Below are 22,490 nucleotides of genomic sequence, written 5' to 3'. Positions count from 1 at the left end.
GGACCGACTCCGAGGCGATCGCCCGCACTCCGCGCTGCCCCGAGTCCCCGCCCAAGGCACGGTCGATGCGGATCAGCCCGCCGGATCACACGGATCCGACGCAGACCACACATCCGTCACGTCCAGCGCATGTCGAGCGCGTCGAGCACCGCGATCCGCTAGGCCGACAGCTTCGCCCGCCTGCTCCTGGTGGTGGTGATCCACACCCTCGACCCGACGTCCTCGGGCCATCCGTCGAACGCCACCACCGACTCGACATGCCTGCACGGTACTTCCCGGTGCCCGACCCGGGCCCGGTATGCCGCCGCCGCGCCCACCGCGATCGCCCACGCCTGCTCGCGCGTCGTTTCGGCCGAGGCCCGTCCGGCACGGAAACCACCGCCCCGGCCTCGGCCGCCGCGTCGACCATCGCGGGCGCAGTCGACCCGGGCGCCGTCGGCCCGAGCGCCACCCCAGCTGCTTGCGCTGCGCCGCGTTCGGCCCGTCCCACCCGGACCGCTGCCGAGGCACCCACCGCCCGATCGACGTCCCGCGACGCACCATGTCCGGACCCACGTCGTCCAGCCGGGCCCGTCGCCGCGTTCGGCCGGGTACTCGGCCGTGTGGGTCGGATGCCGCCGCCACGCGACCGGCCGATGCGTCGGATGCCACGGCTCACCCTCGACCAGGGCGCCGGCGCCGCGCTGCGTCCGGCAGGAAGCTCGCCCCGCCGGTCCTGGACACGCCTGTTCGCGAGCCGGCTCCCGATGCTCGGCCACACCACCCGACCACCGCCGGGCGCCTGCAAGTAACCAGCCGAACGACCAACCCCGCACCGCGAACCGAGCGCCCCGACCGTCCCGGGCCACGGGGCGCTTCGGCATGCCAACACCCCCAGGACACACACCCCGGAACCCCACCGGCCACCGCCCGAACCCGCATACCGGCGCGAATACACCCGGAAATGCCAAGATCCCGCCCGGCTTCGACGGTCGAAACGGGATCTCGTCGATTGATCTCAGGCCGTTCCAAGAACGGCCGTGTCGCTGTCCGGTGTGGTAATCGGTCCGACGTGCTGCGCCGTGGTGAGCGCTGTCGAGGTCCGCGATCTTCATGCCGGAACGGCAAGATCCCGTGCCAGGTCGTGGTGGGCCTGGCAAGACTGAGCGCGTTCCGACGGCGGCCGGACGCCGACCTCACCATCGTCTCCAGGACAGGACCATCCATGATCCCCGCGCCACGGCCCTCCTCGGGCCACGCTCCCCGACTCGTGAGGACGTCGGCGACTGCCGTGCTCGCCTTCCTCCTGACGATCGGTGCCGTCGCGTGCGGCACGCAAGCCGACGACGACGTTCCCGCCTACGCCGCCGCCACCCGGGACGCCCCGGGGTTCAAGGGCACGTTCCGGCACGAGTTCGCCGACGTCGACGGCGTCCGGATGCACTACGTGACCGGCGGAAGCGGTCCGCCGGTGGTGCTGATCCACGGCTGGCCGCAGACCTGGTTCGGCTGGTGGCCGGTCATGCCGGCGCTCGCCGAGCACCACACCGTCTACGCCGTCGACCTACCCGGCCTCGGCGACAGCTCCGGCTCCCCGACCGGCTACGACAAGGCCACCCTGGCGCGGTACGTGCACACCCTGATCGCCGATCGGCTCGGACTGCGCGACGCCCGCGTCGTCGGGCACGACTTCGGCGCCGCGGTGGCGTTCCAGTACGCCGCCCGGTTCCCCGCCGACACCGCACGCCTGGGCTACCTCGACCTGCCGCTGCCCGGGCCCGCGATCGATGCGCCCACCTACCGCTCACTGAGCTGGCACATCGCCTTCCACTCCCAGCGGCGGGTCCCCGAGGCGGTCGTCGGTGACGACGTCCGCGAGTACCTGGCACTGTTCTACCCCCAGGTCTCGTTCGGCGGAACGGCGTTCGGCGGCACCTCGGAGCGATCCCCGTTCACCGACGCCGAGATCGACGAGTACGCCCGAACCTACCGTCGGCCCGAGGTCCTGTCGGGCGGCTTCGAGCTCTACCGCGCACTGGACCAGGACGTCCGCGATGCCAAGGCGGCAACGCCCGTTCGTGTTCCGACCCTGCTCATGACCGCCCAGGGGCAGCTCGACGCGACCCGGGGCACCGCGGCCCCGCTCATGACCAACATCGTGCGGGCGGTGGACGTGCCGAACGCGGGGCACTGGCTCGTCGAGGAGAACCCCCGGTTCGTCACCGCGGAGTTGCTGCGCTTCCTCGATTCCTGATCCCGCCCCGGCCGCCGCGCATCGCGATCCGCGTTGCGCGGCGTCGGTCGGGAGCGGTGTCCGACACGCGTGCCCGGGCTGCTGTGGGTGGTCGTTGGTGGTGGGTTTTGGTGGGGTGTGTGGGCTGGGGTTTCGTGGTTGTGTCGGGATGGTTGTTCCGGGCGCGGTGTTGGCGGGCCTGGTTTTCGGGTGTGGGGTGGGGCGTTCGGGTATGGCCCGGCGGTATGTCTGAGCTGGGGTTTTCGCACTTGTAGTGGGTTTCGCGGGTGTTGTGGGATGCGTTGAGATTTTGTGCAGTTCTGATGGGAATGCCATTGGCACTGGTTGCCCCCGGTTTGCCGGCGGTCGGGGATCGGCCCCGGCGCGGGGTTTTCGGGGTTGGGTGTGGTGGCGGGTCCAGGACCGCAAGAGGTGGTCGGGGCCGGGCGTGAGGCGTGTGAGTCCGAGTGTGTGGGCGACGTGTTCGAGTACCCACACGCGGTTGGGCGCCGTCGGGACGAAGTCGCGTCGCAACAGGTCCGACGCTCGCGTGGCGCTCGGGTCCGCCTGGGTCGTGCGGACCTTGCGGCCGCGGACGGCGCCGGAGAGCCCGGCGTCCTTCATCAGCCGGGCGACGGTGCATCGGGCGACGTCGGTGTGGCCGCGGCGCTTCGACTCGGCCCATACCTTGCGAACGCCGTAGACGCCGTAGTTGCCTTCGTGGACGTTCCGGATCAGGGCGGTCAGCTCCGCATCGCGAACGGAGCGCGCCGAGGCACCGCGCTTCTTGTACGCGTAGCAAGTGGACGGGTGGATGCTGCAGCCGTGTGCGGTGAGCACGGTGCAGATCGGCTCGACTCCGCCGAAGCAGTCCCGGTGCTCGTCGATGAACGCTACGAGTGTGTGTGTGGCCGGTCGAGCTCGGCCGCGAAGAAAGACGCGGTGCAGTCAACCCGTCAACGCAACAGGGGCTCCAGCCTATCGGCCGGAGTGTCGAAGTCGAGGGTCTTCCGGGGACGTGTGTTCAGCTTCAATGCGATCTTGTCGAGGTCGCCCCGGGTGAGGTGTTCCATGCTCGTGCCCTTGGGCATGTACTGACGCAGCAGGCGGTTGGTGTTCTCGTTCGTGCCGCGCCCCCAGGGGCTTCGCGGGTCGGCGAAGTACACGCTCAGGCCGGTCGCGGCGGTGACGTCCTTGTGGCCGGCCGGTTCCATGCCGCGGTCCCGGGTGAGGGACTTTCCGAGGTCGGCGGGCAGCTCCGGCATCTTTGCGGACAGCCTCGCGGTGACAGTTGCCATGTCCCGCCCGTCGAGCCGGACGAGGACAGTCAAGCGGGTGGAGCGTTCGACGACTGTAGCGATCCGGGTCAGGCCTCGGCCGAGGGGAAGGTCGCCTTCCCGGTGGCCCGGAACCGCGCGATCGTCCGCCTCGGCGGGCCGCTCGCTGATCGAGACCGCTTCCTTGATCTGCGAACGCCATTGCCCGGTAACCGTGTTGTGGATGTTTCGGCGCGTCGGACGGCCGGACCTCGGATGCTTCCGGAGCTCCTTGGCAAGCACGCCGCGGGCCTGGACGAACAGGGACTTGTAGATCGTCTCGTGGCTCACCCGCATCTCCGATCCAGGAGCGCAGACCTTGGCCAGACGGCCGGAGATCCGCCCCGGTGACCAGTCGTCGGCCGGCTTCTCGGCCACGAAGTCTCGAAGCCGTGCATTCGTCGCGAGCCGGCACGGCTGTCGGCGCCGGGCGCGGTCCCGGGCGCGGTCCTCGGCATCCACGGCCCGGTAGTGGGCGGGGCCCTTGTTGCGGGCGATCTCCCGGCCGACGGTCGAGGCAGCGCGACCCAGGACGCGAGCTGTCGAGCGGATCGAGTCACCCCGGGCAAGGCCCCGCGAGATCGACTCCCGCTCGGCGAGCTTCAGTTGCCCCGATCGCCGCTGCCGGACCGGTGGAACGTAGCCGCCGTTGGACTTGATGATCGTGAAGATCGACCCCGGCGGCCTGGCCAGTGCCCGTGAGATCTCGCTGATCGACTCGCCGGCCTTCCAGCGGTCCCACAACTCACGCTTCTGTGTGTCCGACATACCCGGACGACCCAACCCTGCCATGCGCCACATCCTCTATGACCTGGGATGTTGCGCTGACGGGTTGACTGCACCTCCGCCTTCTTCGCGCGCGAACAGGGGTGAGCGCGCGATACGCGCTCGTCGAAGCGGGGAAGGCCAAATTTCGCATCGCCGACATGTGCCGATGGTTGGGGGTCTCCCGATCCGGATTCTACGAATGGCGCGACCGACCCGTCTCCGCCACCGCCGACCGACGAACACGCCTCAAGACGATGATCCGCGAGATCTTCGCGGCGAACCACGAAACGTACGGATATCGCCGTGTGCACGCCGTCCTGGCGCGCTCGGGCGAGGCCGCGTATCGCCCGAGTCGGTGCGGACCCTGATGCGCGAACTGGGCCCGGTGGCCTGCCAACCGCGACCCTGGCGGCCGGATGACCACACTCGGCGACGGAAGCCACCCGCGGATCCCGGACCTGATCCGACGCGACTTCGAGGCCGATCGGATCGGCACCAAACTCGTCGGCGACATCACCTACATCCCCACGTGGGAAGGATTTCTCTACCTGGCCACGGTCATCGACCGCCACAGCAAAGCGGTTGTCGGTTGGGCCGTGGCCGACCACTTCAAGACCTCCCTGATATCGTCGGCCCTGGACATGGCCGCGAAACGGATACGCATCGAACCGGATGCCGTCATTCACTCCGATCGAGGCGGCAACTACACCTCCGAAGAGTTCGCGACGGTGCTCGCAGGACACCGAATGAGGCAATCCGTCGGCCGCACCGGCGTCTGCTGGGACAACGCCATGGCCGAGTCGTTCTTCGGAGCCCTGAAGAACGAATGGCTCCACCGATACGTCTTCACCACACACGCGAAAGCACGCGGCGAAGTCGTCCGATACATCGAGGGCTTCTACAATCGCCGACGCCTCCACTCGGGACTCGGCTATCGCACACCCCACGAAGTCCTGCATCCCAAGCGGGAATTGAAACTCGTGGCATAGCAAAGACAGCAATTATCCTGTCCGGAAAACGCGGGGCTCCTCAGCCATCGCGCGTACAGGGTCGGGAAGGGGAGACGGCCGCCGGCCCGTATTCGTAACACCGCGTCCTCGATGACTGGTTCGAGGAGTCCGGCGGCGAGCAGGTCCGCGATATCCGCGGAGGTGGCCCCGGCCACCGCACACTGCTCACTTGTGAGGTGGCCGTGCTGTCGCTCGGCAGGATCGGCGAGTCGTACGACGAGATGCAACATCCCAACAGCCTGGTCAGGACCGGGACTTCCCACCGCGCGGTTTCACGCGGCCCCTACACTCACGGACATGACGACACCCTCCGAGGACTGCCTCTTCTGCCGGCAGGACGCCTCGTACGACACCCTCCCGCCTCGCGAGCGGATCGCCTCCGACGTGCTGTGGAGGGTGACGCACTCGGTCGGCACGAGTCTGCCGGGTTGGCTGGTCCTACTCCCTCGGCGGCATGTGACCTCGATCGCGAACCTGACCGATGACGAAGCCGTCGGTTTGGGTCTGTGGCAGGTCCGCCTGTCACGGGCACTGCACGAGACGACCGGCTGCGCCAAAACCTACGTGGCGCAATTCGCCGAGAAGCCGGGATTCGAGCACGTCCACTTCCACCTGGTTCCCAGGATGGCGGATCTGGCTCCCGAGTTGCGCGGCCCCAAGGCGTTCGCCCTGTTGCACCCGACCGAGACCGAGCGAGTGTCGGCCGCAGAGATGGACCGTGTAGCCCTCGCGATACGCAAGCGCCTCGGATAGGAATACGGCCGCGTTCACAACCCCGGGATCGACTGACACTCCTCCTGGCCGGGCACGAGTTCGGCGACCGCAGTGATGGCGGCTTCGAGGCATCGACGGTCTGCGTTGCTTCGTTGAGCCCGCAGCACGCTACCGCTGGCGACCCGACCGCGGCGGCCACTGCGCTGCCTCTGCGGACGACGGGGCAACATGATGGGGTCTGCCCGCACCTCGACCGATCGCTAGGGAGGACTGGGCAGCCAACTCGAGTCCCTCCGTCGGGCGGCGCACCGCACATATATCGAAGGTCGCAGGGCCGAACGGCGTTGTCGAACCCGATGCCGGTCATCCGATCGAGTGAAGATTTTCGTCGTCCTGTTCGGAATTCGGTTGTGCGGCATTCGATGACGAAGCAACGATTTCAACACCCGTGGCGATCAATATTGTCAATCACGGGATCGGTGCTGAGCGTTTTCATTCGGATCATCTTCGACTCGTAGGCTTGATTCGAAGAGGATCGTGGTCACTCGGACGGCCCACCGGGATTTTCCATCGCACCTGCATTTGCGGTTCCGAAGCGGGTCGAGCGTATTGCGAATCAGGGCGGTAGCGTCGGCCCAGTCACACAAGAAGTGGCCCCGGGGTGGCCTTTCACGCCATCCCCAGGGCCGTATCCGATCGAGGTGGATCAACGTGCTCGACCGTTTGTTTCGAGGGGCTTTCCGCCGGTCCTCGATGACCTACGAACCTACCATTCCATGGGCCGAACCCCGGGAACCCGAGCGGCCGAGGTCTGGAGTGTCAGGCTGCATTTCAGTGGTGTGGTGTCCGTGGTCGTCGCGCCGTGGGTGATCTCGGGCGAGGGTGCCCTCGACCCGAGCCGAGGGGCACTTTTGATGGCGATGGCCGCGGTGGCGGCGAAGTCGTCGATCGGTTTCGTGCGGGTGCGCCGCCACTGATCGCGTGTTGCCCGCTCCTCAACGGCGCCCGAGGGGCGGGCCATTCTCTTCTGTGGCCGAAGCCACCGGCTGCGGATCGTGGTCATGACCGGGCGCGGAGGGACAGTGTGGGAGCAAGGGGGTGGGCGTGAACGCGTCTGTGGACGTGAGGCGTTGCGCGTACTGCGGCGCGTGGTTCGACCAAGAGGGCGGGCCCGGCGCCCGAAGGTCTACTGCGACACGCCTTGTCGACATGCGAGCCCCGACACGATCGAGTCTGACGGTAGCGACGTACATGCCCTGCGCCGGCTCGCGCCGCTGGAGGTTCGAGTGTGGAGGCATGGCGCGCTGCACTCTTCTCTGTGCGGGGCGACGACTGACCGCGTCCGTACCTGCGGTGGGGATTCTCGTGTGACGCCGACCGGATTCCGCAGTGTCGGTCGCGGGTTCGTGCAGAACCAGGTATCCAGCGCCCGGTCCAGACCGGGTACTGCGCGCCGCTCGCGATGCGGTGGGCGCCCCGCTTCCGCCACGATGCCCGTGGCGCCGAACTCGTTGCCGACGCTCTCCCGGATGAGATCCGCATGCACGGCGCTGCAACAACGGATAGCGGCGATACCACGCCCTCCAAACCCGTTCCCGAATCTCCGGACACCGGATTTCTCCCGAAGAGCAGCCGAGGCTCCGTGCCGTTCCGGCCATGCCGGGAGGCAGGTCGTCTCCGCGACGCCAGCAACTCTTCGAACTCGCGGTAGGTTCGGTGTCGATCACACTCTGTTGACGCCGGGGGGCGGTATGACCGAGGGGTTCGAGGCGAGTCTGGAACGGCTGATGGTGACCGCGCGGGGGTTCTCCCTGTTACGGGAGCGGATCGACCTGATCGCGAACGGTCTCGCGAACGACCTCGGCGGCTCCGCGGGGATGGCCGGGGACGACGGTGCGGGCAACGCGTTCGCGGAGGTGTACCAACCGGCGGCGCGCGCGACGGTCGACCAGATCGGATTCGCAGCGGCGGTGATGGGGGAGACCTCGGCGACGGTGATGCGCACGGCGGCGAACTACCTGGCCACCGAGGACGCCGTCGCGGCGTCGATGCTGCAGGCCAACTCCGTGAACACCAGCATCGACATGATGCGCGGGCCCGCCAACGACCCGTGCAACTCGACCGCCCGCGGCCGGGATCTGCCGCACATCGTCGACGAACAGGGATCCTTCGAGAAGGTCGTCAACCCGTCCAAGGGCAACCGCGGGAAACTCTCCGCCGCCGGCGGCAACTGGCGCTCCGCGGCGGGACTCGTCGACCGAGTCCTGGCCGACGCGCAGGAAGGCGCCCGGACGATGCTCGCCGAGTGCCGCGGCACCGCCATGGAAGGCTTCGACGCCTACTTCAAGCTGTTCGTCGGCTACCAGCACGCGCCGAACGTACCCACCGACTGCGCCACTCCGGCCGCGAACCTGGCCGCGGCCTGCCGACAGATCGCCCAGGCCTGCGACAACTACGCCGCCCACGTGAAAAGGGACCAGAACGACTTCCACTTCCCGCCCCGCGTGTTCGGCGGGGACGACGACCTCAAGAACGCGGTGTTGTCCGACCCCGCCATAAGGGTCCTGGGCGATCTCCCGCCCATTCTCGACAGCACCCGTGCACGGGTCGTCCTCCCCCAAGGCGGAGGCGCTGCCCCCGGGTTGCCCGGCCTGCCGCCGGTCCTCCCCGTCCCCGTTCCGATCGTCCCCGTCCCGGTGGCCCTGGCCTCCACCGCGAACATGAGCCTCGCCGGATTCTTCACCGGCACGTTCGGCCAACCACCACCGGTCGACCCGACACTGATCACACCCCCACTGCCACCGCCCCCCCCGGAACCACGCTCCTCACCCCGCAGGAGCGCGCGCGATTCGACGCCTGGCAGGCGGGTCTGACCAGTCACTCGTTCGCCAACAACCGCGACGAGAAAGACCCGGACAACGCCTACCAGCGCCGGACCGCCGGATACCCCGAATACGACCTCCCCCTCCCCGACACCGACAAGAAGATCCAGGCCGACGGACTACGCCCCGAGGACGACGCGATCGTCGAGGCCAAGAACGTACGCAACACGAAGTCGACCTGCCGCACCGACGTCAGACTCGCCGACTCGAAGATCAACGACCCCATGATCTGGGACAAGAACATCTTCGAACAGGACGAGTCCGAGATACGCCGATACAACGACGCCGTCACCGAGTCCAAGGGCCAGATACGCAGCGTCGAACTGCACACCAACCACGCGCCGAGCGTGGCCTACAGGCAGGTCCTCATGGCCGCCCACCACACCTCCGGACGCGTCGTCCTGACCCCCTGACCACACCGGCATCACCCGGAGGACCGATGACCGACCCCGCCACCTACGCCACCCACTGGTTCCTTGCCCCGCCCGACGGTCATCCCTGGGACTGACCGCCGAGGACCTCGCCGACGACCTCGCCCGAAACCCCGATGCCGTGTGCGCGACACACCATACGATCGCCGGGCGGGACCGAATCGAGTTCGGATTCCCCATCGGAGACTGGATGTTCAGCGGCGCCTACGCTCCCGACCGCGAATCCCTCACCCTGGAGATGTGCACCGCCCCCGCCGCCGCCGAAGTCCTCACCACCTGGTTCCTCGGCCTGCTTCCCCCCGGCGCCGCAGTCGTCTTCAACACCCAGGACGGCGTCGAGAACGGGTACGGCGACACCAATTACGCTCTGCCCCACGGCGGAGGGACCATGGCCGTCGCCCGCGCGCTCGGCGATCACCTGCGGCAGGTGTGGAGCACCGACCATACGACCGACGCGTCGTGACCCCCAGGTACAGGCCCGCCGGTACGAGGACCGCTGCGCGCACGAGTCTCCCCGCTCGCGCGGGGCCGACTACACGTCCGGGGGCGCCGGCCGCCCCGCCTTCGGACCATCCCCGCTCGCGCGGGGCCGACGTACGGCCTCGGTCTGGTGAGGATAGAGCGCGGGGACCATCCCCGCTGACACTGGATGACCTGGGGTTCTACCAGTGGGCAACACCGTTTTCGCTCGGTTGCATCTTGCCACCTGCTGCTGCCCTGTTGCGCCGGGTGGACGCAGGCGGCTCAGGTCGCGCCCCGCAGCCCGCGTCCGCGTTCGTGTCCGCGCGGGAGGCCGCGGGCGCGTGGTGGAGGGCTTGCGGGGCTTGGGCTTCTTCTTGGGCATGCCCTGGTCGTCCCATCGAGCAAAGGTCTCGGGGTCACCCGAACCAACGACACCTTTGCGATCCCCGGGTTCGCCCATCCGAGGGAACCGCTCCCGACGAACCGTACGAGCGGTTCCGACAGAGCCGTCAACCCGCTTCGTCGTACCCCCGAATTTGGGGGTACGAGGGTGGCGTCACCGGTGACGCCACCCCCCGGCCGGCAAGACGGCCGGGCCGAGGATCACCCGGGACCAGGTCCAGGCCGTGCGCGCCGTCGAGGCCGGCCTGCCAGCCGCCCTGCTCGCGCCGGCGTCTCGACCTCCCGGTGCCCACCTCGCTCGTGGCGTGGGACGGCTCCTGGCACTGGTCGACGGGCCGTTGCCGGGAGGCGACGAGAGGTGCCGGTACTCCATTCGTCCAGTGGCAGCGCGCAAGGCGCAATATCCTGTGGGTGCTACGACTTCGGGCAGCCAGAGAGGGCGAACATTGCCGTGGCCGCGGTGCCCTCATCCGTGGGAGGTAGACCCCTGCTGCGGGAGGAACGCCGCTGTCCGAAGGGCTGAGCTATGGAAATAGCGGGGCTGGTAGCCGTCTCTCTGACATCGGTGGCGGGAGTCGTGACACTGGCGGGATACGTCTTCGATCAAGTGCCACCCCTCGCGGAGAAGGCGACCATGGCGATCCGATCACTACGAGCCCTGCGCCAGGAACTCAAGCAGGGACACGAGGAACAGCGCTGACCGACCGGGCCCCGCCACCGACATCACGTTGGTGGCGGGGCTCCGAGTTTTCTCGACCGGCGCCGACGGTGACGTCCGCAGGCCCGGCGGCGTGTGGAGCGAGGGCGCCTACGGGGTGCCGGCCGAGGTGCGCCGCAGGCTGGCCGCCCAGACCGAGCATCCCGGCGCCCCACCCACCCGAGGAGACACCCGGTGGGCAAAATCGGCGACGGCCTGGACCGGGCCGCGCAACACGTCCTCACCCGCAAACCGCCGAAGTCCACCAGCGCCCGCGTGCGATTCCTGCTGAGCAAGCACCACGGCCGCACCCGCGACGTTGCCGCCTTCCTGGGCGTCAGCCAACGCTCGGTCGAGCGCTACCTCAAGGGCGACCGCAAGCACCCGCCCGGCCCGGTGAACGCCCGCATCGACGCGCAGGTGCGCCAGCTGTGGCAACCCCAGGTCCGCCGCCGCGCCGAACAACGCGCCGCGGCGGCCGGTGCCGTCGTGGTCGAGACCCGCGCCCGGTTCGGGTTCTCCTCGGCGGCCGGGTCCACCGACGACCCGCGCATGCGCCGGATCACCCAACCCCTGCCGCTCAGCCACGCCCGGGAGTTGTTCGACGCCCACCACGCCGGTGCTCCCGAACGCGACCTCGAAGGCATCGTCGCCGCCGGCCTGCAACAGTCCTACTTCCGGGAAGGCGGCACCCGCGCCGACGACCTGGACGTCGTCGAGTTGACCGACGTCGACTACATCGACTTCGACATCCGAGGCTGAACCCCCTGACCGACGTCACCCCGCGTGACCATCACGCGTGCAAGGTCATCGGCAATGCCTCCCGCAATCGGGGGCGCAATCGGGGGTCCAACGGGGGGTCCGATTTAGATCGGACCCCCCTCGGCCGGGATCGCCGCAGGTCAACGCCCCTGTATGCCACCTGATTCGGCGCAGACTGGTATGGGATATCGCTACATCTCCCATTCCACCGGGCCCGCGTGGTCACGGCCCGTCGTCACGGCCCAACCGGTTCGTGGTCAGTCGTCGTCCATGTCGATTCAGATCCGGCCGTCGTCGTCCACGTGCGCGTCGTGGATCACCCCGTCCACGATCGCGCCGTCCACGACGACCCACAGGTCCTCGTCCTCGTCCTCGATCCACAACACCCCGTCGTCGTCGGTGTACGCCGGCCAGATCACCCCGTCCGTGATCACCGACTCGAAGACGACGTCCGGAGGGTCGTTTCTGCGAAACGGGCGCCTGCGTACACACGACCGATGCCGTCTGGACTGCGCGCCACCGGGCGGTAGAGCCCAGGTTCAAGAACAGGGTCTTGCTTGAGGGTTGTCCGATACAGACCGTGCGCGGGCGTACGCCAGGTGTGTGTCAGCCTCTGTCTCGTGCGCTTCACCCGGACGGTCGGCGTCCGCTTCCGGGATATAGGGAATGGGCGCTTGCGCAGGCCGAACCCGCACTTCGCGCGGCCCTTCATGGCCAGGTCTCGTCTCCTTCGGGGACATTCCGCGGCGGGTCCTTCCGGGCTTGGGCACCGCGCGGGCCACAGGAGCCGGACGAACCGGGAGCGGCACCCCTTGCACCTGACCCGAAAGGTGATCCATGACCACGCGCACGCCGGCTGATCCGTCCGCACAGGCGCTCTACGAAGCCATGTCCGGCCTCGCCGGCCCGCTGAGCTCCGGCGAAGGCACCGCCCCGGACTTCGCCGCCGCACCACGCGCGGCGGCCGGCGAGGAGAAGTCGTTGCTGATCCTCGGCGCGGGGGTCGGCGGACTGACCGCCGCCTACGAACTGGGCAGGCTCGGCTACCGGTGCACGGTCCTGGAGCCCCAGACCCGTACCGGCGGCCGCAACCGCACCGCCCGCAACGGCGACAAGCTCTACGAACTCAACGGCGAGGGCGACAGACCGGTCCTGACCCACACCTGCGCCTTCGACAACGGCCTCTACCTCAACCTCGGCCCCGGCCGCATCCCGTACCACCACCGCCGCGTCCTGAAGTACTGCACCGACCTCGGGGTGGCGCTGGAGCCGTACGTCATGGAGACCACGGCGAACGTCGTGCACCGCGCGGGCCACACCCCGCCCGGCCGGCCCTGGCGCAACCGGCGGATCGCCAACGACACCCGCGGCCACCTCGCCGCGCTCCTTGCCGCCACCCTGACCAACGGAGACGAGTTCACCGGTCTGCTGCGGGACCTGCTGCGCAAGTTCGGCGACCTCGACGAGGAGGGCGAGTACCACGGCTCCACCCGCTCGGGCTACGCCGAGCCCCTGGAGGTCCAGGAGTTTCCAAGGCCCACGCCCCCGCTGGCCCTGGCCGACCTGGTCGCGTCGGAGTTCTGGAAGCACCGCTTCTACCAGCCCGTGGACTACCTGTGGCAGGCCACGATGTTCCAGCCGGTCGGCGGCATGGACAAGATCGTCCACGCTCTCACCGAGCGGATCAGCTCCGAGTACAACGCGACAGTCGAACTCGAGGCCGAGGTCACGTCAGTCGATCTGACGGGCGACGGGGTCAGTGTCACCTACCGCTCGGGGGGCCGGGAGCTGACGGCGTCGGCCGACTACTGCGTGAGCAACATCCCGCTCCCGGTGCTCAAGCAGCTCACGCTGACCGGCTTCTCCACAGAGTTCCGCAACGCCGTGGACGCGGTGGGCTTCGCGCCGACCTGCAAGGTCGGCTGGCAGGCCAACCGCAGGTTCTGGGAGGACGATCACAACCAGATCTACGGCGGCATCAGCTTCACCGACCATCCCATCACCCAGTTCTGGTACCCGTCCAACGACTACTTCTCCCAGACGGGCACCCTCACCGGGGCGTACAACTTCGGCGACCACGCCGAGGAGATGGGCAAGCTCGCGCCGGGCGACCGGCTGCGCTTGGCCCGGGACGGAGCGGCACAGCTGCACCGCGAGTTCCTGGAGAAGACCACCGTGCCCCAGGACCTGGGGGTGACCATCGCCTGGCACAAGGTGCCCCACCAGCTCGGCGGCTGGGCCGACTGGGACCCGGCCGACCCCGGTCACCAGGTCGCCTACAAGCAGCTCCTCCAGCCCGAAGGCGACGGCCGCTTCTACGTTGTCGGCGACCAGGCATCCCCCCTGCCCGGCTGGCAGGAAGGAGCCATGATGTCCGCCCAGTACGTCGCAGCCCAGATCCTCGGTCTCCTCCCCCGCACCGCCCCCGAAACCGTCCAGGTCCCCGACGCCACCTTCCTCACCCAGGGCCTCTGACCACAGCACACGCTCGGGGCCCGGCTCACACAGCCGGGCCCCGACACGCCGATTGACAGGTGGAACCTACGCACCCTGCACCGCGGGTGGGTCCTCAAGTCCTCCGGCACGACAACGGTGTCGGCGGCCGGTGGACGCCCCGGATTCCGCGGTGTCGGCCCCGCGCTCGCGGGGCCGCCCCGACATGCTTCGTGTCGGGGGTGTCGGTCTTGCCCGGGGGGCAGTGGATGAGTCCGGTCGTACAGCGTTTCGTGGGTGCTGCGGGGACGGTGGTGGTCGCCGCCGTGGTGAACCTGGCCACCGGGTTCCTCACCGACCACCGGTCGACGGCCTGGTGGGTCTCCGCGGCCGTGCTGCTCGTGGTGGGCGTCGGGGTGCAGTGGTGCCTCCCGGTGTCGACCGCGCGGACCCGGCGCCAGTCGGCCGAGGACAACACGGTCGGCGGCTCGTTCACCCAGACGTCCGCGGGACCCGCCGAGCAGGAAGCGCACCGGAACGCGATCACGGGCGACTTCGAGCAGCGCCAGGATGGGTGAGCCGCGGAAAGGCCTTCGGCGCCTGTTCGGTCGGCGCTCCGCGCGGCGACCGGAGATCGTCCAGGACGCGCACGGCAACACCGCCGCCGGGAGCCTCCAGCAGAACATCGGCGGGACCAACGTCGGCGGTGACCAGCACAACGTCACCGCGCACACCGTCCTGGGGAACCTCAACGTCTTCCAAGCCGGAGCGAGGGACGACACCGGCGCCGGCGAGTCGCAGGACGCGGCCTTCGCACGGGAGCGGCGAGAGTACCTGCATCGCGTGTGCGACCGGTACCGGCGGGTGGACCTGGAAATCCTCACCCCCCTCGACGCGCAGGACGAACACCCGGAGATGCTCCTCCGCGAAGTGTTCGTCCCCCAGAACGTCCGGGAAAACCCCCCTCCCTTCGAACTCCTCGACCTCCCCCGCGAGGTCCTGCGACGCCTCGCCGACGGCGAACACATACCCGCTCTGCCGGACCGCCTGGACCGCGAACGCCTGGAACAGGCCCGCCGCGCCTACCGCGACCGCCCCGCGCACCCGGTCCTGGACGCGCTCGCCCGCACGGACCGAGCCGTGATCCTCGGCGACCCCGGAGCCGGCAAATCCACCCTCGCCCGCTACGCGATGCTCGCCCTGGCCACGGCCGAACTCGAACCCCACACCGACACCACCACCCTGCCCGCCGACTGGAAGGGCCGGCTGCCACTCCTGGTCGAACTGCGCTCCTACGCCGATCCGATGTGGCGCGGCCGCGGCTTCCTCGACCTGATCGACGAACTCGGGCGCGAACACAACCTGGGCCTGCCCAAGACCCGACTGAAAGCCTTCCTCGACGACGGCGGACGGGCACTGGTCGTCTTCGACGGCCTCGACGAGATCTTCGACCCCGACACCAGAGCCGACGTCGTCGCCCGCATCGAGGGATTCGCCTCCCTGTATCGAGGCGTCCGCACGATCGTCACCTCTCGCGTCATCGGCTACCGCCGAACCGCGCTCGACGCCGCCGGGTTCACCACCCACATGCTCCAGGACCTCGAACCCGCCCAGATCGAAGCGTTCGCCACCGCCTGGTACGACCGCAGCTGCAAAGGCGACCCCCAAGCGGGCACGCGGATGCGCGCCCGCCTCCTGGAAGCCATCGCCGACTCCAACGCCGTCGCCGAACTCGCCGGCAACCCGATGCTCCTGACCATCCTGGCCATCATCGCCCGCCGACGCGAACTACCCCGAGACCGACGAACCGTCTACCGACACGCCGTCACCGTCCTGATCGAACACTGGGACGTCAACAAACACCTCGGACACACCGAGAACACCGGACTACCCCGCCCCGAACCCGACGACAAACTCGCCATGCTCCACCGCGTCGCCCGCCGCATGCAGGACGGCCCCGCCGGACTCGCCGGCAACCACCTCGCCGCCAAAGACCTGATCGAAGAACTCACCACCTACTTCACCGACGAACTCAAATACCCCCACGACCGCGCCCACACCGCCGCCCGCGCCATCCTCAACCAATTCCAACACCGCAACTTCATCCTCTCCAGCTTCGGCGCCGGCCTCTACGGCTTCGTCCACCGCGCCTTCCTCGAATACCTCGCCGCCGACGACATCAACGAACAACTCACCAACCGCGACCTCGAAGAACCCCAACTCCTCGCCCTCTTCGCCACCCACGCCCACGACCCCGCCTGGAGAGAAACACTCCTCCTCCTCGTCGGCATGATCCCCAACAAATTCGCCGCCGCCGCCGTCACCCAACTCCGCGACGCCACCCCCACCCGGCAACTCCACCCCCGCCTGCCGACCACATCCCTCCTCGCCCTGAGCGCCGTCGGCGAGATCCGCCACCGTCCCACCCTCACAAGCCTGGCCCCCGACACCACCCGCCTCCTCATCCGACTGCTCACCGAAGCGGCGAGAAGAGAAAGAACCTACGACCGGGGCCTCATCGACGCGCTGCTGTCTCGGGCACTGCCCGCACTCGAACAACCACCCGCATGGCTGGACGCCCCCCGGTATCAGGCCTGGCACCAGGCTTCCGGATACGCCCTCCGACAGGCCCCCGCCACCCGCCACACCGCCGCGCGGCTCCACCTCGCCACTCGAAACCAGACCCCGACTTCCTTGCATCACTACGCCACTTCCGACACCAGCCCAATTCTTCGTCAGGTTGCGGTCGAGACGATTGCGGACGGGTGGCCGGATGATCCGGGGACGCTCGCGTTGTTTCGCGACCTCGCCACCACCGACACCGACGCTAGAGTTCGGAAGGTCGCGGTCGGGGCGATCGCGGGTGGGTGGCCGGATGATCCGGGGACGCTCGCGTTGCTTCGCGACCTCGCCACCACCGACACCGACGCTGGTGTTCGGCAGATCGCGGTCAGGGCGATCGCGCGTGGGTGGCCGGATGATCCGGGGACGCTCGCGTTGCTTCGCGACCTCGCCACCACCGACACCGACGGTGACGTTCGGATGGTCGCGATCGGGGCGATTGCGGATGGGTGGCCGGATGATCCGGGGGCGCTCGCGTTGCTTCGCGCGCGCGCCACCACCGACACCGACGCTAACGTTCGGAAGGTCGCGGTCGGGGCGATTGCGGATGGGTGGCCGGATGATCCGGGGGCGCTCGCGTTGCTTCGCGCGCGCGCCACCACCGACACCGACGGTGACGTTCGGATGGTCGCGATCGGGGCGATCGCGCGTGGGTGGCCGGATGATCCGGGGGCGCTCGCGTTGCTTCGCGACCTTGCCACCACCGACACCGACGGTGACGTTCGGAAGGTCGCGGTCCACGCCATTGCGCGACACCACCCCAAGGATCGCAAACAGGCCTCTGATTGAGGGGTGTCTTCGCGTACGTGCTCATAGGTGCGGGAGACCGCCAGGGTTGGTTGCTGCTGCGGGTGGCGGCGCAGATCGGTAGTGCAACGAGTCCCGGCCTACAGATGGCCCGTCGTACCGGTGTCGCCTGCCCCCTCGCCCTGAGAAGCGACAGGTAGGCGGCGATGTCCGGGCCGGTCGGCGGCGGATGTGCACCCCCACCGCGCGCAGCCTGTATATGGGGTTCATCGTGAGCAACCCCAATCCATCCCGCCGGCGGCCCGATCCCCGCCCTACGTCCAGCGCATCCCAACACGTCCAAGGCGGCGATCCGCTCGGCCGGGAGTTTCGCCCGCCTGCTCCTGGTGGTGGTGACCCACACCTCGAGTCGTACGTCCTCGGCCACCCGTCGGCGGCCACCACCGACTCGACGTGTCCGCGCGGGACTTCCAGGTGCCCCACCCGGGTCCGGTAGGCCGCCGCCGCGCTCATCGCGATCGTCCACGCCTGCTCGCGCGTGCGCTTGAGCCGGGGCCGTCCGGCACGGGCACCGCCGCCGCCTCGGCCTCGGCCGCCGCGGGCGGAGTGAGGCCGAGCGCGAGCAGCCGCTCGCGCTGCGGCTCGTTCAGCCCGTCCCACCCCGACCGCTGCCGGGCGACCCACCGCCCGATCGTCGTACCGCGGTGGACCACGTCCAGGCCGACGTCGTCCAGCCGGGCCCCGTCGCCGAGTTCGGCCAGATACCCGGCCGCGTGCGTGGCGTGCCGCTGCCACGCCACCGGCCAATGCGGCGGATGCCACGCCTCACCCTCGACCAACGCGTCCAGCGCCGCGGCGCGCCCGGCGGGCAGTTCGCCCCTGCGGTCCTGGGCGCGGCGGTTCGCGAGCCATGTCCCGATGGGGTGGCCGTCGACCACGGCGTCGGCCGGTGCGGCCAACGTGCCGTGCTGCTGGGCGTATTCACGCGCTATGGCCAGCCCGTCCTCCCACGCCTGATCGTGCACCGACCACACCATCCCGAGCGCGTCGAGCCGTTGAATCTGTTCCCGCCGCAAATGGCCTTTCGCGTATTCGGCGCGCATTTCCGAAATCCAGCGACCGAGCGGGAAGATTCCGTGATGATCGATGTCAACGGCATCAATGGGAGCGGCGAGGTCTCCGTGGGTGCGCCGGTACCGCTCGGCGGCGACATACCCGCGCAGCCAATTGCGGGATTGCGGGTCGACCACGCGCAGGTCCACGAATCGCGCGATCTCCACCGGATCGCGTTGTGTCGAGAATCGCAGGATCGGCCGCCACTCGGTGGGGGCGGTGAGGCGGTGTTCGACGGCACCGGTGCCGGTGCCGGTGCCGGTGCCCGCAGGCCGCAAACGCCTCACCCGCCGGGGCGCCACCGCCATCCGCACCACCCCCTCCTGGCGAAAGCACGAACGCGCGGCCTGACCCTCGGATCCGCAAGCTCGCGAGACGACTTCCCCCGCGACCGGGACGCGTTCGTTCGAGGACGGTCTTGCACCGATCCGCGCAGCCACGTGGCAAGCGCGTCGTCGTCCGGCCCGTGCCCCGGAGTTCGGCTTCGTCGTCGGGCCGCCGGGTGTCGTCCGGCACCGTGTCTTGCTCGTTCCGTGTCCTGCAATCGCCCTGCCCACAGGGGTGGTTGGCGTATATCGTCGCGAAGGATGCCGAATCTGCGTGCCTCCGGCGTCCGTTCGCCGCCTCGCGTCGTTGCCGCGGAGCGGCCGGGTTCTGTGATCTCCGGTCTTTCTCACGACAAGGAGCAGCAGTCATGGCGAACGCGAGCACTTCAGGAATCGGCCCGCAGCTCGCGGGTCTCGCGCAGGGCGCCATCACCACGGTGGTGGGTACCGGGCAGCGGGGATCCGTTCTCGGCGACAGGCTCGCCACGCAGACGGCGATCGAAGCGCCGTTCAGTCTGACGGTGGACCGGGACGGCAACGTGTATGTCGCCGACAGTTCTCTTCACCGGGTGTACAAGGTGTCCCCCGGGGGTGGCATCGCCGTGGTCGCCGGCAACGGTACCGCCGGGTACACGGCCGACGGCGGGGCGGCCACCGCCGCCCGGATCGACTTCCCTCTCGGCCTGGCGGTCGACGACGCCGGCAACCTGTACATCGCCGACCAGACCAGCCATAGGGTCCGCAAGGTGGGTACGACGGGCGTCCTCACCACCGTCGACAACCCCGGGAGCCGCAGCCCGAGCGATGTGGCGGTGGACGCGGACGGCAACCTCTATATCGCCGAGTACGGCACCAACTCCGTCACCAGGGTGGATGCCAAGGGCGTGGTCACCACCCTCGCGGGCGGCGTGAAGCCCGGACCCTCGGGTGACGGCGGACCCGCCACCGCCGCCTGGGTCCCCGCTCCCATGGGTGTGGCGGTGGACGGCGGCGGAAACGTGTACATCGCGGAGTTCGGCGGACGCGTGCGCAAGGTCGATCCGAGCGGCGTCGTCACCACCGTCGCCGGCACCGGCATGGCGGGGGACGGCGGTGACGGCGGTCCGGCCACCGCCGCCTCGCTCAACGAGCCCAGGGGCCTGGCGGTCGACGACGCCGGCAACCTGTACATCGCCGACTCCAAGAACCACCGGATCCGCAGGGTCGATCCGAGCGGTGTCGTCACCACCGTCGCCGGCACCGGCACCGCGGGGTACGGGGGCGACGGGGGGCCCGCGACGTCGGCCCGGCTCAGCTACCCGTTCGGGGTCGCCCTGGACCGGGCGGGCAACCTCTACATCGCGGACAGCAACAACCACCGCATCCGCGCGGTGGCGTCCGTGGCCACCATGAACCCGCCGTCGGCGGACCTGTACGGCGAGGTCGTCGTCCCCGCCTCGGTGACCCCCGGCGAAGGGTTCTACCTCGGCGTCCGCGTCGGCAACCACGGCCCCCACCCCGCGCCCCGCGAGCAGGTCACCGTCGTCCTCACCCTCGGCGACCCCCTGCGCGGCCCCTCGGGCACCACCGCCCGGCACGTGACCCTCACCTTCACCGGGGAACAACTCCGGCCCGGGCAGAGCCACCTCGACGCCACCACCCGCGTCACCGCCCCCGCCGACACACCCCCCGGCACCTACACCTGCACCGCGGAGATCCGCTACGCCGGCGACCCGGACCCGTCGAACAACACCTACACCCTGCCCGTCACCGTCGTCGCGGCGACGCGCCCCGACGACGGCCCCCTGCGCGTCGTCCAGGTGAACGTGCCCCGGGCCGCCCCCGACCGGTTCACGCTCCTGAACCTGGAGGTCCGCGCCGTGGGCGAGCGGCCCGCGGGCAGCGGCACCGGCCCGGTCGAACACCGCCTCACCGCCCCCACCGGCTTCGCCTTCACCGGCGGCGCCTCCCACGGCTGGTACTACGACCGCAACACCATCGCCGAAGGCCACGACACCCGCCTCGAGGACGACGGCAGGACCCTCGTCCTCACCTTCGACCCCTACTACGACCCCTACGCCGGCACCGAGACCACCCACCGGCACGGGCTGATCCTCACCGTCGGCATCCGCGCCCTGCCCGACGCACAACGGGGCACCCACGACGACGGGAGCATCGCCATCGGCGACCTGCCCGCCGTACCGCTGACCGCCACGATCGACTGAACCGACACGGCGGATCGGGAGGCCGGACGGGTCCGGCCCCCCGATACCGCCGCAGCACGACGGGTGCGCGTCCGCGGCGACCGAGGGCGCGTTCGGCCGGTCCTCGGGAAACCCGTCCCCGTGCGCGTGCCCCGGAGTCACCCTCGTCGTGCCACCGTGACGCGTGACGGGGGGAGAGCCGGTCCGGAGCCCTGTGAATCCGCACGGTCGCTTCGAACCCGACGCGGGCTCGCACCCGGGGATCGGATCCCCCTGGCCGAGGTGTCCGGGCCGCGTGCGGTGCCCGACACCGGCGATGTTCCCCCGGCACGCGAACGGCGTCCGCCTCGCCACGTCGGCAACGGGAGCGGCCGGACGCGACGTTCGCGCCGCTCCCGGCCGGGGGCCGGCGTCCGGCCTCCCGGCTCGACCCGCGACCGCGGGTGTCGTCTCCGTCGGGGGTGGGGTGCGGGGCGCGTGCGGTTACGTCTTCGGGCCGCCCTCGGGGAAGCCGAAATCGGCGCGGTTGGCGTCCCAGCGCTTCATGGACTCGGTGATCCACGCCTGGCCGTCGAGGAGGGGCACGGACACGAACACGTCGCTGTCGGATCCGTCGTGGATCTCGACGCGGGAGGCTTCACCGATGACGAATCGCAGCCGGGCGGGGTCGGGCGAGTCGGGCCAGTCCGCGGTGAACGCCTCCTCGGGCTGGGGGTCGTCGTCCTCCTCGTACCGGGTGATGGCGCGCAGGATCATGCGCCAGGTCTCGGTGTCCTGCCACTCGAAGCGCGTGCGGACCGAGGAGTTCACGAAGTCGCCGGCGACGGCGAACTCCGCGTCGTAGTGCGAATCGGTCGCGCGTATGCGAACGGTGACACCCGGGGCGGGCTCGGCCAGCGGGATCCACGCGACGGCGTCGGGCCGTGTGTTCGTGTCCATGGTCGGCAACCTACCGGCGCGACACGTGCCCGAGGACGGGTTCGGCGAACCCGCCTCCCACCGCCCCGCCGACACCTCGGAGGCGCCCGATCCCGGCGAAACACCGGAGGTGGCCGCGTCGGGTCGGAGTGTGGACGGCACGTCGGCCGGCGGTCACGCCCTCGTGTCGATCCGCCCCGACGCCGATCGTTCCCGATCCCCACGGCCGCACCGATGTTCCCCGAGGCCGGAACCAAGGCACACTCCGCCTCATCGTGAAGCAAGACGTCGAACAACACCTCGCCCCAGGGACCCCCGAGACCACCCACGACAGCCCGGACCCACCGCCCAACCGCCCACTCGCTTCGAAGCCTTCCCCCACACGGTGAGCGCCCTTTGAACCGCTCCGGGTTCGTTAGAGACTTGGGTGTGTGGCAATGACCTGCGGTTTTGGTTGTCTCTGGTAGTGCTTGGCTTCGTGTTCGGCGGGTG

Annotated in this window: 18 protein-coding genes and 1 pseudogene; 14 read left to right on the top strand and 5 right to left on the bottom strand. The window is 69.6% G+C overall.

The features are described 5' to 3' along the window. Window positions 1-1,249: 1,249 nt before the first annotated feature. The gene (locus ABZ374_RS25730) at window positions 1,250-2,233 is read left to right on the top strand and encodes an alpha/beta hydrolase (protein WP_360314942.1); all 984 of its coding nucleotides are present in this window, start codon (window positions 1,250-1,252) and stop codon (window positions 2,231-2,233) included. A gap of 573 nt (window positions 2,234-2,806) precedes the next feature. On the opposite strand, the pseudogene ABZ374_RS25725 reads toward ABZ374_RS25730, so the two are convergent. Further along, window positions 2,807-3,052 (bottom strand): annotated as a pseudogene (locus ABZ374_RS25725) (IS3 family transposase); the annotation flags it as partial. 116 nt (window positions 3,053-3,168) lie between these two features. Beyond that, the gene (locus ABZ374_RS25720; protein WP_360314940.1) at window positions 3,169-4,320 is read right to left on the bottom strand and encodes an IS30 family transposase; all 1,152 of its coding nucleotides are present in this window, start codon (window positions 4,318-4,320) and stop codon (window positions 3,169-3,171) included. Window positions 4,321-4,454: 134 nt separating this feature from the next. Here ABZ374_RS25720 and ABZ374_RS25715 point away from each other — a divergent pair, with 134 nt between their 5' ends. From ABZ374_RS25715 to ABZ374_RS25675, 9 genes are all read left to right on the top strand, one after another. Then, window positions 4,455-4,664, top strand: a complete 210-nt coding sequence (locus tag ABZ374_RS25715; protein ID WP_360315109.1) for an IS3 family transposase — start codon at window positions 4,455-4,457, stop codon at window positions 4,662-4,664. Between the two features lie 48 nt (window positions 4,665-4,712). Next, a complete protein-coding gene (locus ABZ374_RS25710) occupies window positions 4,713-5,285 on the top strand; it encodes an IS3 family transposase (RefSeq protein WP_360314938.1) in 573 nt (190 codons plus the stop codon). Window positions 5,286-5,603: 318 nt separating this feature from the next. Further along, window positions 5,604-6,059: an HIT family protein gene (locus ABZ374_RS25705; protein WP_360314936.1), complete on the top strand. Its 456-nt coding sequence runs from the start codon at window positions 5,604-5,606 to the stop codon at window positions 6,057-6,059. 803 nt (window positions 6,060-6,862) lie between these two features. After that, window positions 6,863-6,997, top strand: coding sequence for a hypothetical protein (locus ABZ374_RS25700; protein ID WP_360314934.1), 135 nt, complete (start codon window positions 6,863-6,865; stop codon window positions 6,995-6,997). Window positions 6,998-7,771: 774 nt separating this feature from the next. Continuing rightward, entirely contained in the window at window positions 7,772-8,893 is a 1,122-nt protein-coding gene (locus ABZ374_RS25695; RefSeq protein WP_360314932.1) for a hypothetical protein, read from the top strand. Further along, window positions 8,890-9,315, top strand: coding sequence for a restriction endonuclease fold toxin-2 domain-containing protein (locus ABZ374_RS25690; protein ID WP_360315107.1), 426 nt, complete (start codon window positions 8,890-8,892; stop codon window positions 9,313-9,315). The genes ABZ374_RS25695 and ABZ374_RS25690 overlap by 4 nt, the downstream gene beginning before the upstream one ends. 208 nt (window positions 9,316-9,523) lie before the next feature. Continuing rightward, the gene (locus tag ABZ374_RS25685) at window positions 9,524-9,796 is read left to right on the top strand and encodes a hypothetical protein (protein ID WP_360314930.1); all 273 of its coding nucleotides are present in this window, start codon (window positions 9,524-9,526) and stop codon (window positions 9,794-9,796) included. Between the two features lie 978 nt (window positions 9,797-10,774). Then, entirely contained in the window at window positions 10,775-10,897 is a 123-nt protein-coding gene (locus ABZ374_RS25680) for a hypothetical protein (RefSeq protein ID WP_360314928.1), read from the top strand. Window positions 10,898-11,089: 192 nt separating this feature from the next. Further along, the gene (locus ABZ374_RS25675; protein ID WP_360314926.1) at window positions 11,090-11,656 is read left to right on the top strand and encodes an XRE family transcriptional regulator; all 567 of its coding nucleotides are present in this window, start codon (window positions 11,090-11,092) and stop codon (window positions 11,654-11,656) included. Between the two features lie 278 nt (window positions 11,657-11,934). Here the strand turns inward: ABZ374_RS25675 and ABZ374_RS25670 are convergent, their stop codons facing one another. Then, window positions 11,935-12,090 (bottom strand): hypothetical protein, encoded by a 156-nt coding sequence (locus ABZ374_RS25670; protein WP_360314924.1) that lies wholly within the window; start codon window positions 12,088-12,090, stop codon window positions 11,935-11,937. 403 nt (window positions 12,091-12,493) lie between these two features. Between ABZ374_RS25670 and ABZ374_RS25665 the strand changes: the two genes are divergently transcribed. The 3 genes from ABZ374_RS25665 (at window position 12,494) to ABZ374_RS25655 (ending at window position 17,500) form a co-directional block, all read left to right on the top strand. Then, window positions 12,494-14,131 carry an FAD-dependent oxidoreductase gene (locus ABZ374_RS25665; RefSeq protein WP_360314922.1) on the top strand — a complete coding sequence of 546 codons (1,638 nt, stop codon included), beginning with the start codon at window positions 12,494-12,496 and terminating at the stop codon, window positions 14,129-14,131. Window positions 14,132-14,358: 227 nt separating this feature from the next. Beyond that, window positions 14,359-14,667: a hypothetical protein gene (locus tag ABZ374_RS25660; protein WP_360314920.1), complete on the top strand. Its 309-nt coding sequence runs from the start codon at window positions 14,359-14,361 to the stop codon at window positions 14,665-14,667. Then, entirely contained in the window at window positions 14,660-17,500 is a 2,841-nt protein-coding gene (locus ABZ374_RS25655) for a HEAT repeat domain-containing protein (RefSeq protein WP_360314918.1), read from the top strand. The genes ABZ374_RS25660 and ABZ374_RS25655 overlap by 8 nt, the downstream gene beginning before the upstream one ends. 467 nt (window positions 17,501-17,967) lie before the next feature. On the opposite strand, the gene ABZ374_RS25650 is transcribed toward ABZ374_RS25655, so the two are convergent. Then, a complete protein-coding gene (locus ABZ374_RS25650) occupies window positions 17,968-18,879 on the bottom strand; it encodes a helicase associated domain-containing protein (RefSeq protein WP_360314916.1) in 912 nt (303 codons plus the stop codon). Window positions 18,880-19,265: 386 nt separating this feature from the next. On the opposite strand from ABZ374_RS25650, the gene ABZ374_RS25645 reads away from it, so the two are divergent. After that, complete coding sequence (locus tag ABZ374_RS25645) at window positions 19,266-21,101, top strand: hypothetical protein (RefSeq protein WP_360314914.1); 1,836 nt, start codon at window positions 19,266-19,268, stop codon at window positions 21,099-21,101. Window positions 21,102-21,563: 462 nt separating this feature from the next. Here the strand turns inward: ABZ374_RS25645 and ABZ374_RS25640 are convergent, their stop codons facing one another. Continuing rightward, a complete protein-coding gene (locus ABZ374_RS25640; RefSeq protein WP_360314912.1) occupies window positions 21,564-22,019 on the bottom strand; it encodes a DUF5959 family protein in 456 nt (151 codons plus the stop codon). Window positions 22,020-22,490 lie beyond the last annotated feature (471 nt).

Origin of the sequence: Embleya sp. NPDC005971 (assembly GCF_040629175.1) — a bacterium.
In the GTDB taxonomy this organism is placed as follows: Bacteria; Actinomycetota; Actinomycetes; order Streptomycetales; family Streptomycetaceae; genus Embleya.
The sequence above is the reverse complement of the archived record's forward strand: the minus strand, read 5'-3'. Positions and strand labels throughout refer to the sequence as shown.

Excerpts from the sequence above, each read along its gene's own strand:
- ABZ374_RS25720 (WP_360314940.1), bottom strand. The coding sequence starts at position 4,320 with ATGGCAGGGTTGGGTCGTCCGGGTATGTCGGACACACAGAAGCGTGAG.
- ABZ374_RS25705 (WP_360314936.1), top strand. The coding sequence starts at position 5,604 with ATGACGACACCCTCCGAGGACTGCCTCTTCTGCCGGCAGGACGCCTCG.
- ABZ374_RS25650 (WP_360314916.1), bottom strand. The coding sequence starts at position 18,879 with ATGGCGGTGGCGCCCCGGCGGGTGAGGCGTTTGCGGCCTGCGGGCACC.
- ABZ374_RS25710 (WP_360314938.1), top strand. The coding sequence starts at position 4,713 with ATGACCACACTCGGCGACGGAAGCCACCCGCGGATCCCGGACCTGATC.
- ABZ374_RS25715 (WP_360315109.1), top strand. The coding sequence starts at position 4,455 with ATGTGCCGATGGTTGGGGGTCTCCCGATCCGGATTCTACGAATGGCGC.
- ABZ374_RS25655 (WP_360314918.1), top strand. The coding sequence starts at position 14,660 with ATGGGTGAGCCGCGGAAAGGCCTTCGGCGCCTGTTCGGTCGGCGCTCC.
- ABZ374_RS25665 (WP_360314922.1), top strand. The coding sequence starts at position 12,494 with ATGACCACGCGCACGCCGGCTGATCCGTCCGCACAGGCGCTCTACGAA.
- ABZ374_RS25640 (WP_360314912.1), bottom strand. The coding sequence starts at position 22,019 with ATGGACACGAACACACGGCCCGACGCCGTCGCGTGGATCCCGCTGGCC.
- ABZ374_RS25685 (WP_360314930.1), top strand. The coding sequence starts at position 9,524 with ATGTTCAGCGGCGCCTACGCTCCCGACCGCGAATCCCTCACCCTGGAG.
- ABZ374_RS25695 (WP_360314932.1), top strand. The coding sequence starts at position 7,772 with ATGACCGAGGGGTTCGAGGCGAGTCTGGAACGGCTGATGGTGACCGCG.
- ABZ374_RS25645 (WP_360314914.1), top strand. The coding sequence starts at position 19,266 with ATGGCGAACGCGAGCACTTCAGGAATCGGCCCGCAGCTCGCGGGTCTC.
- ABZ374_RS25660 (WP_360314920.1), top strand. The coding sequence starts at position 14,359 with ATGAGTCCGGTCGTACAGCGTTTCGTGGGTGCTGCGGGGACGGTGGTG.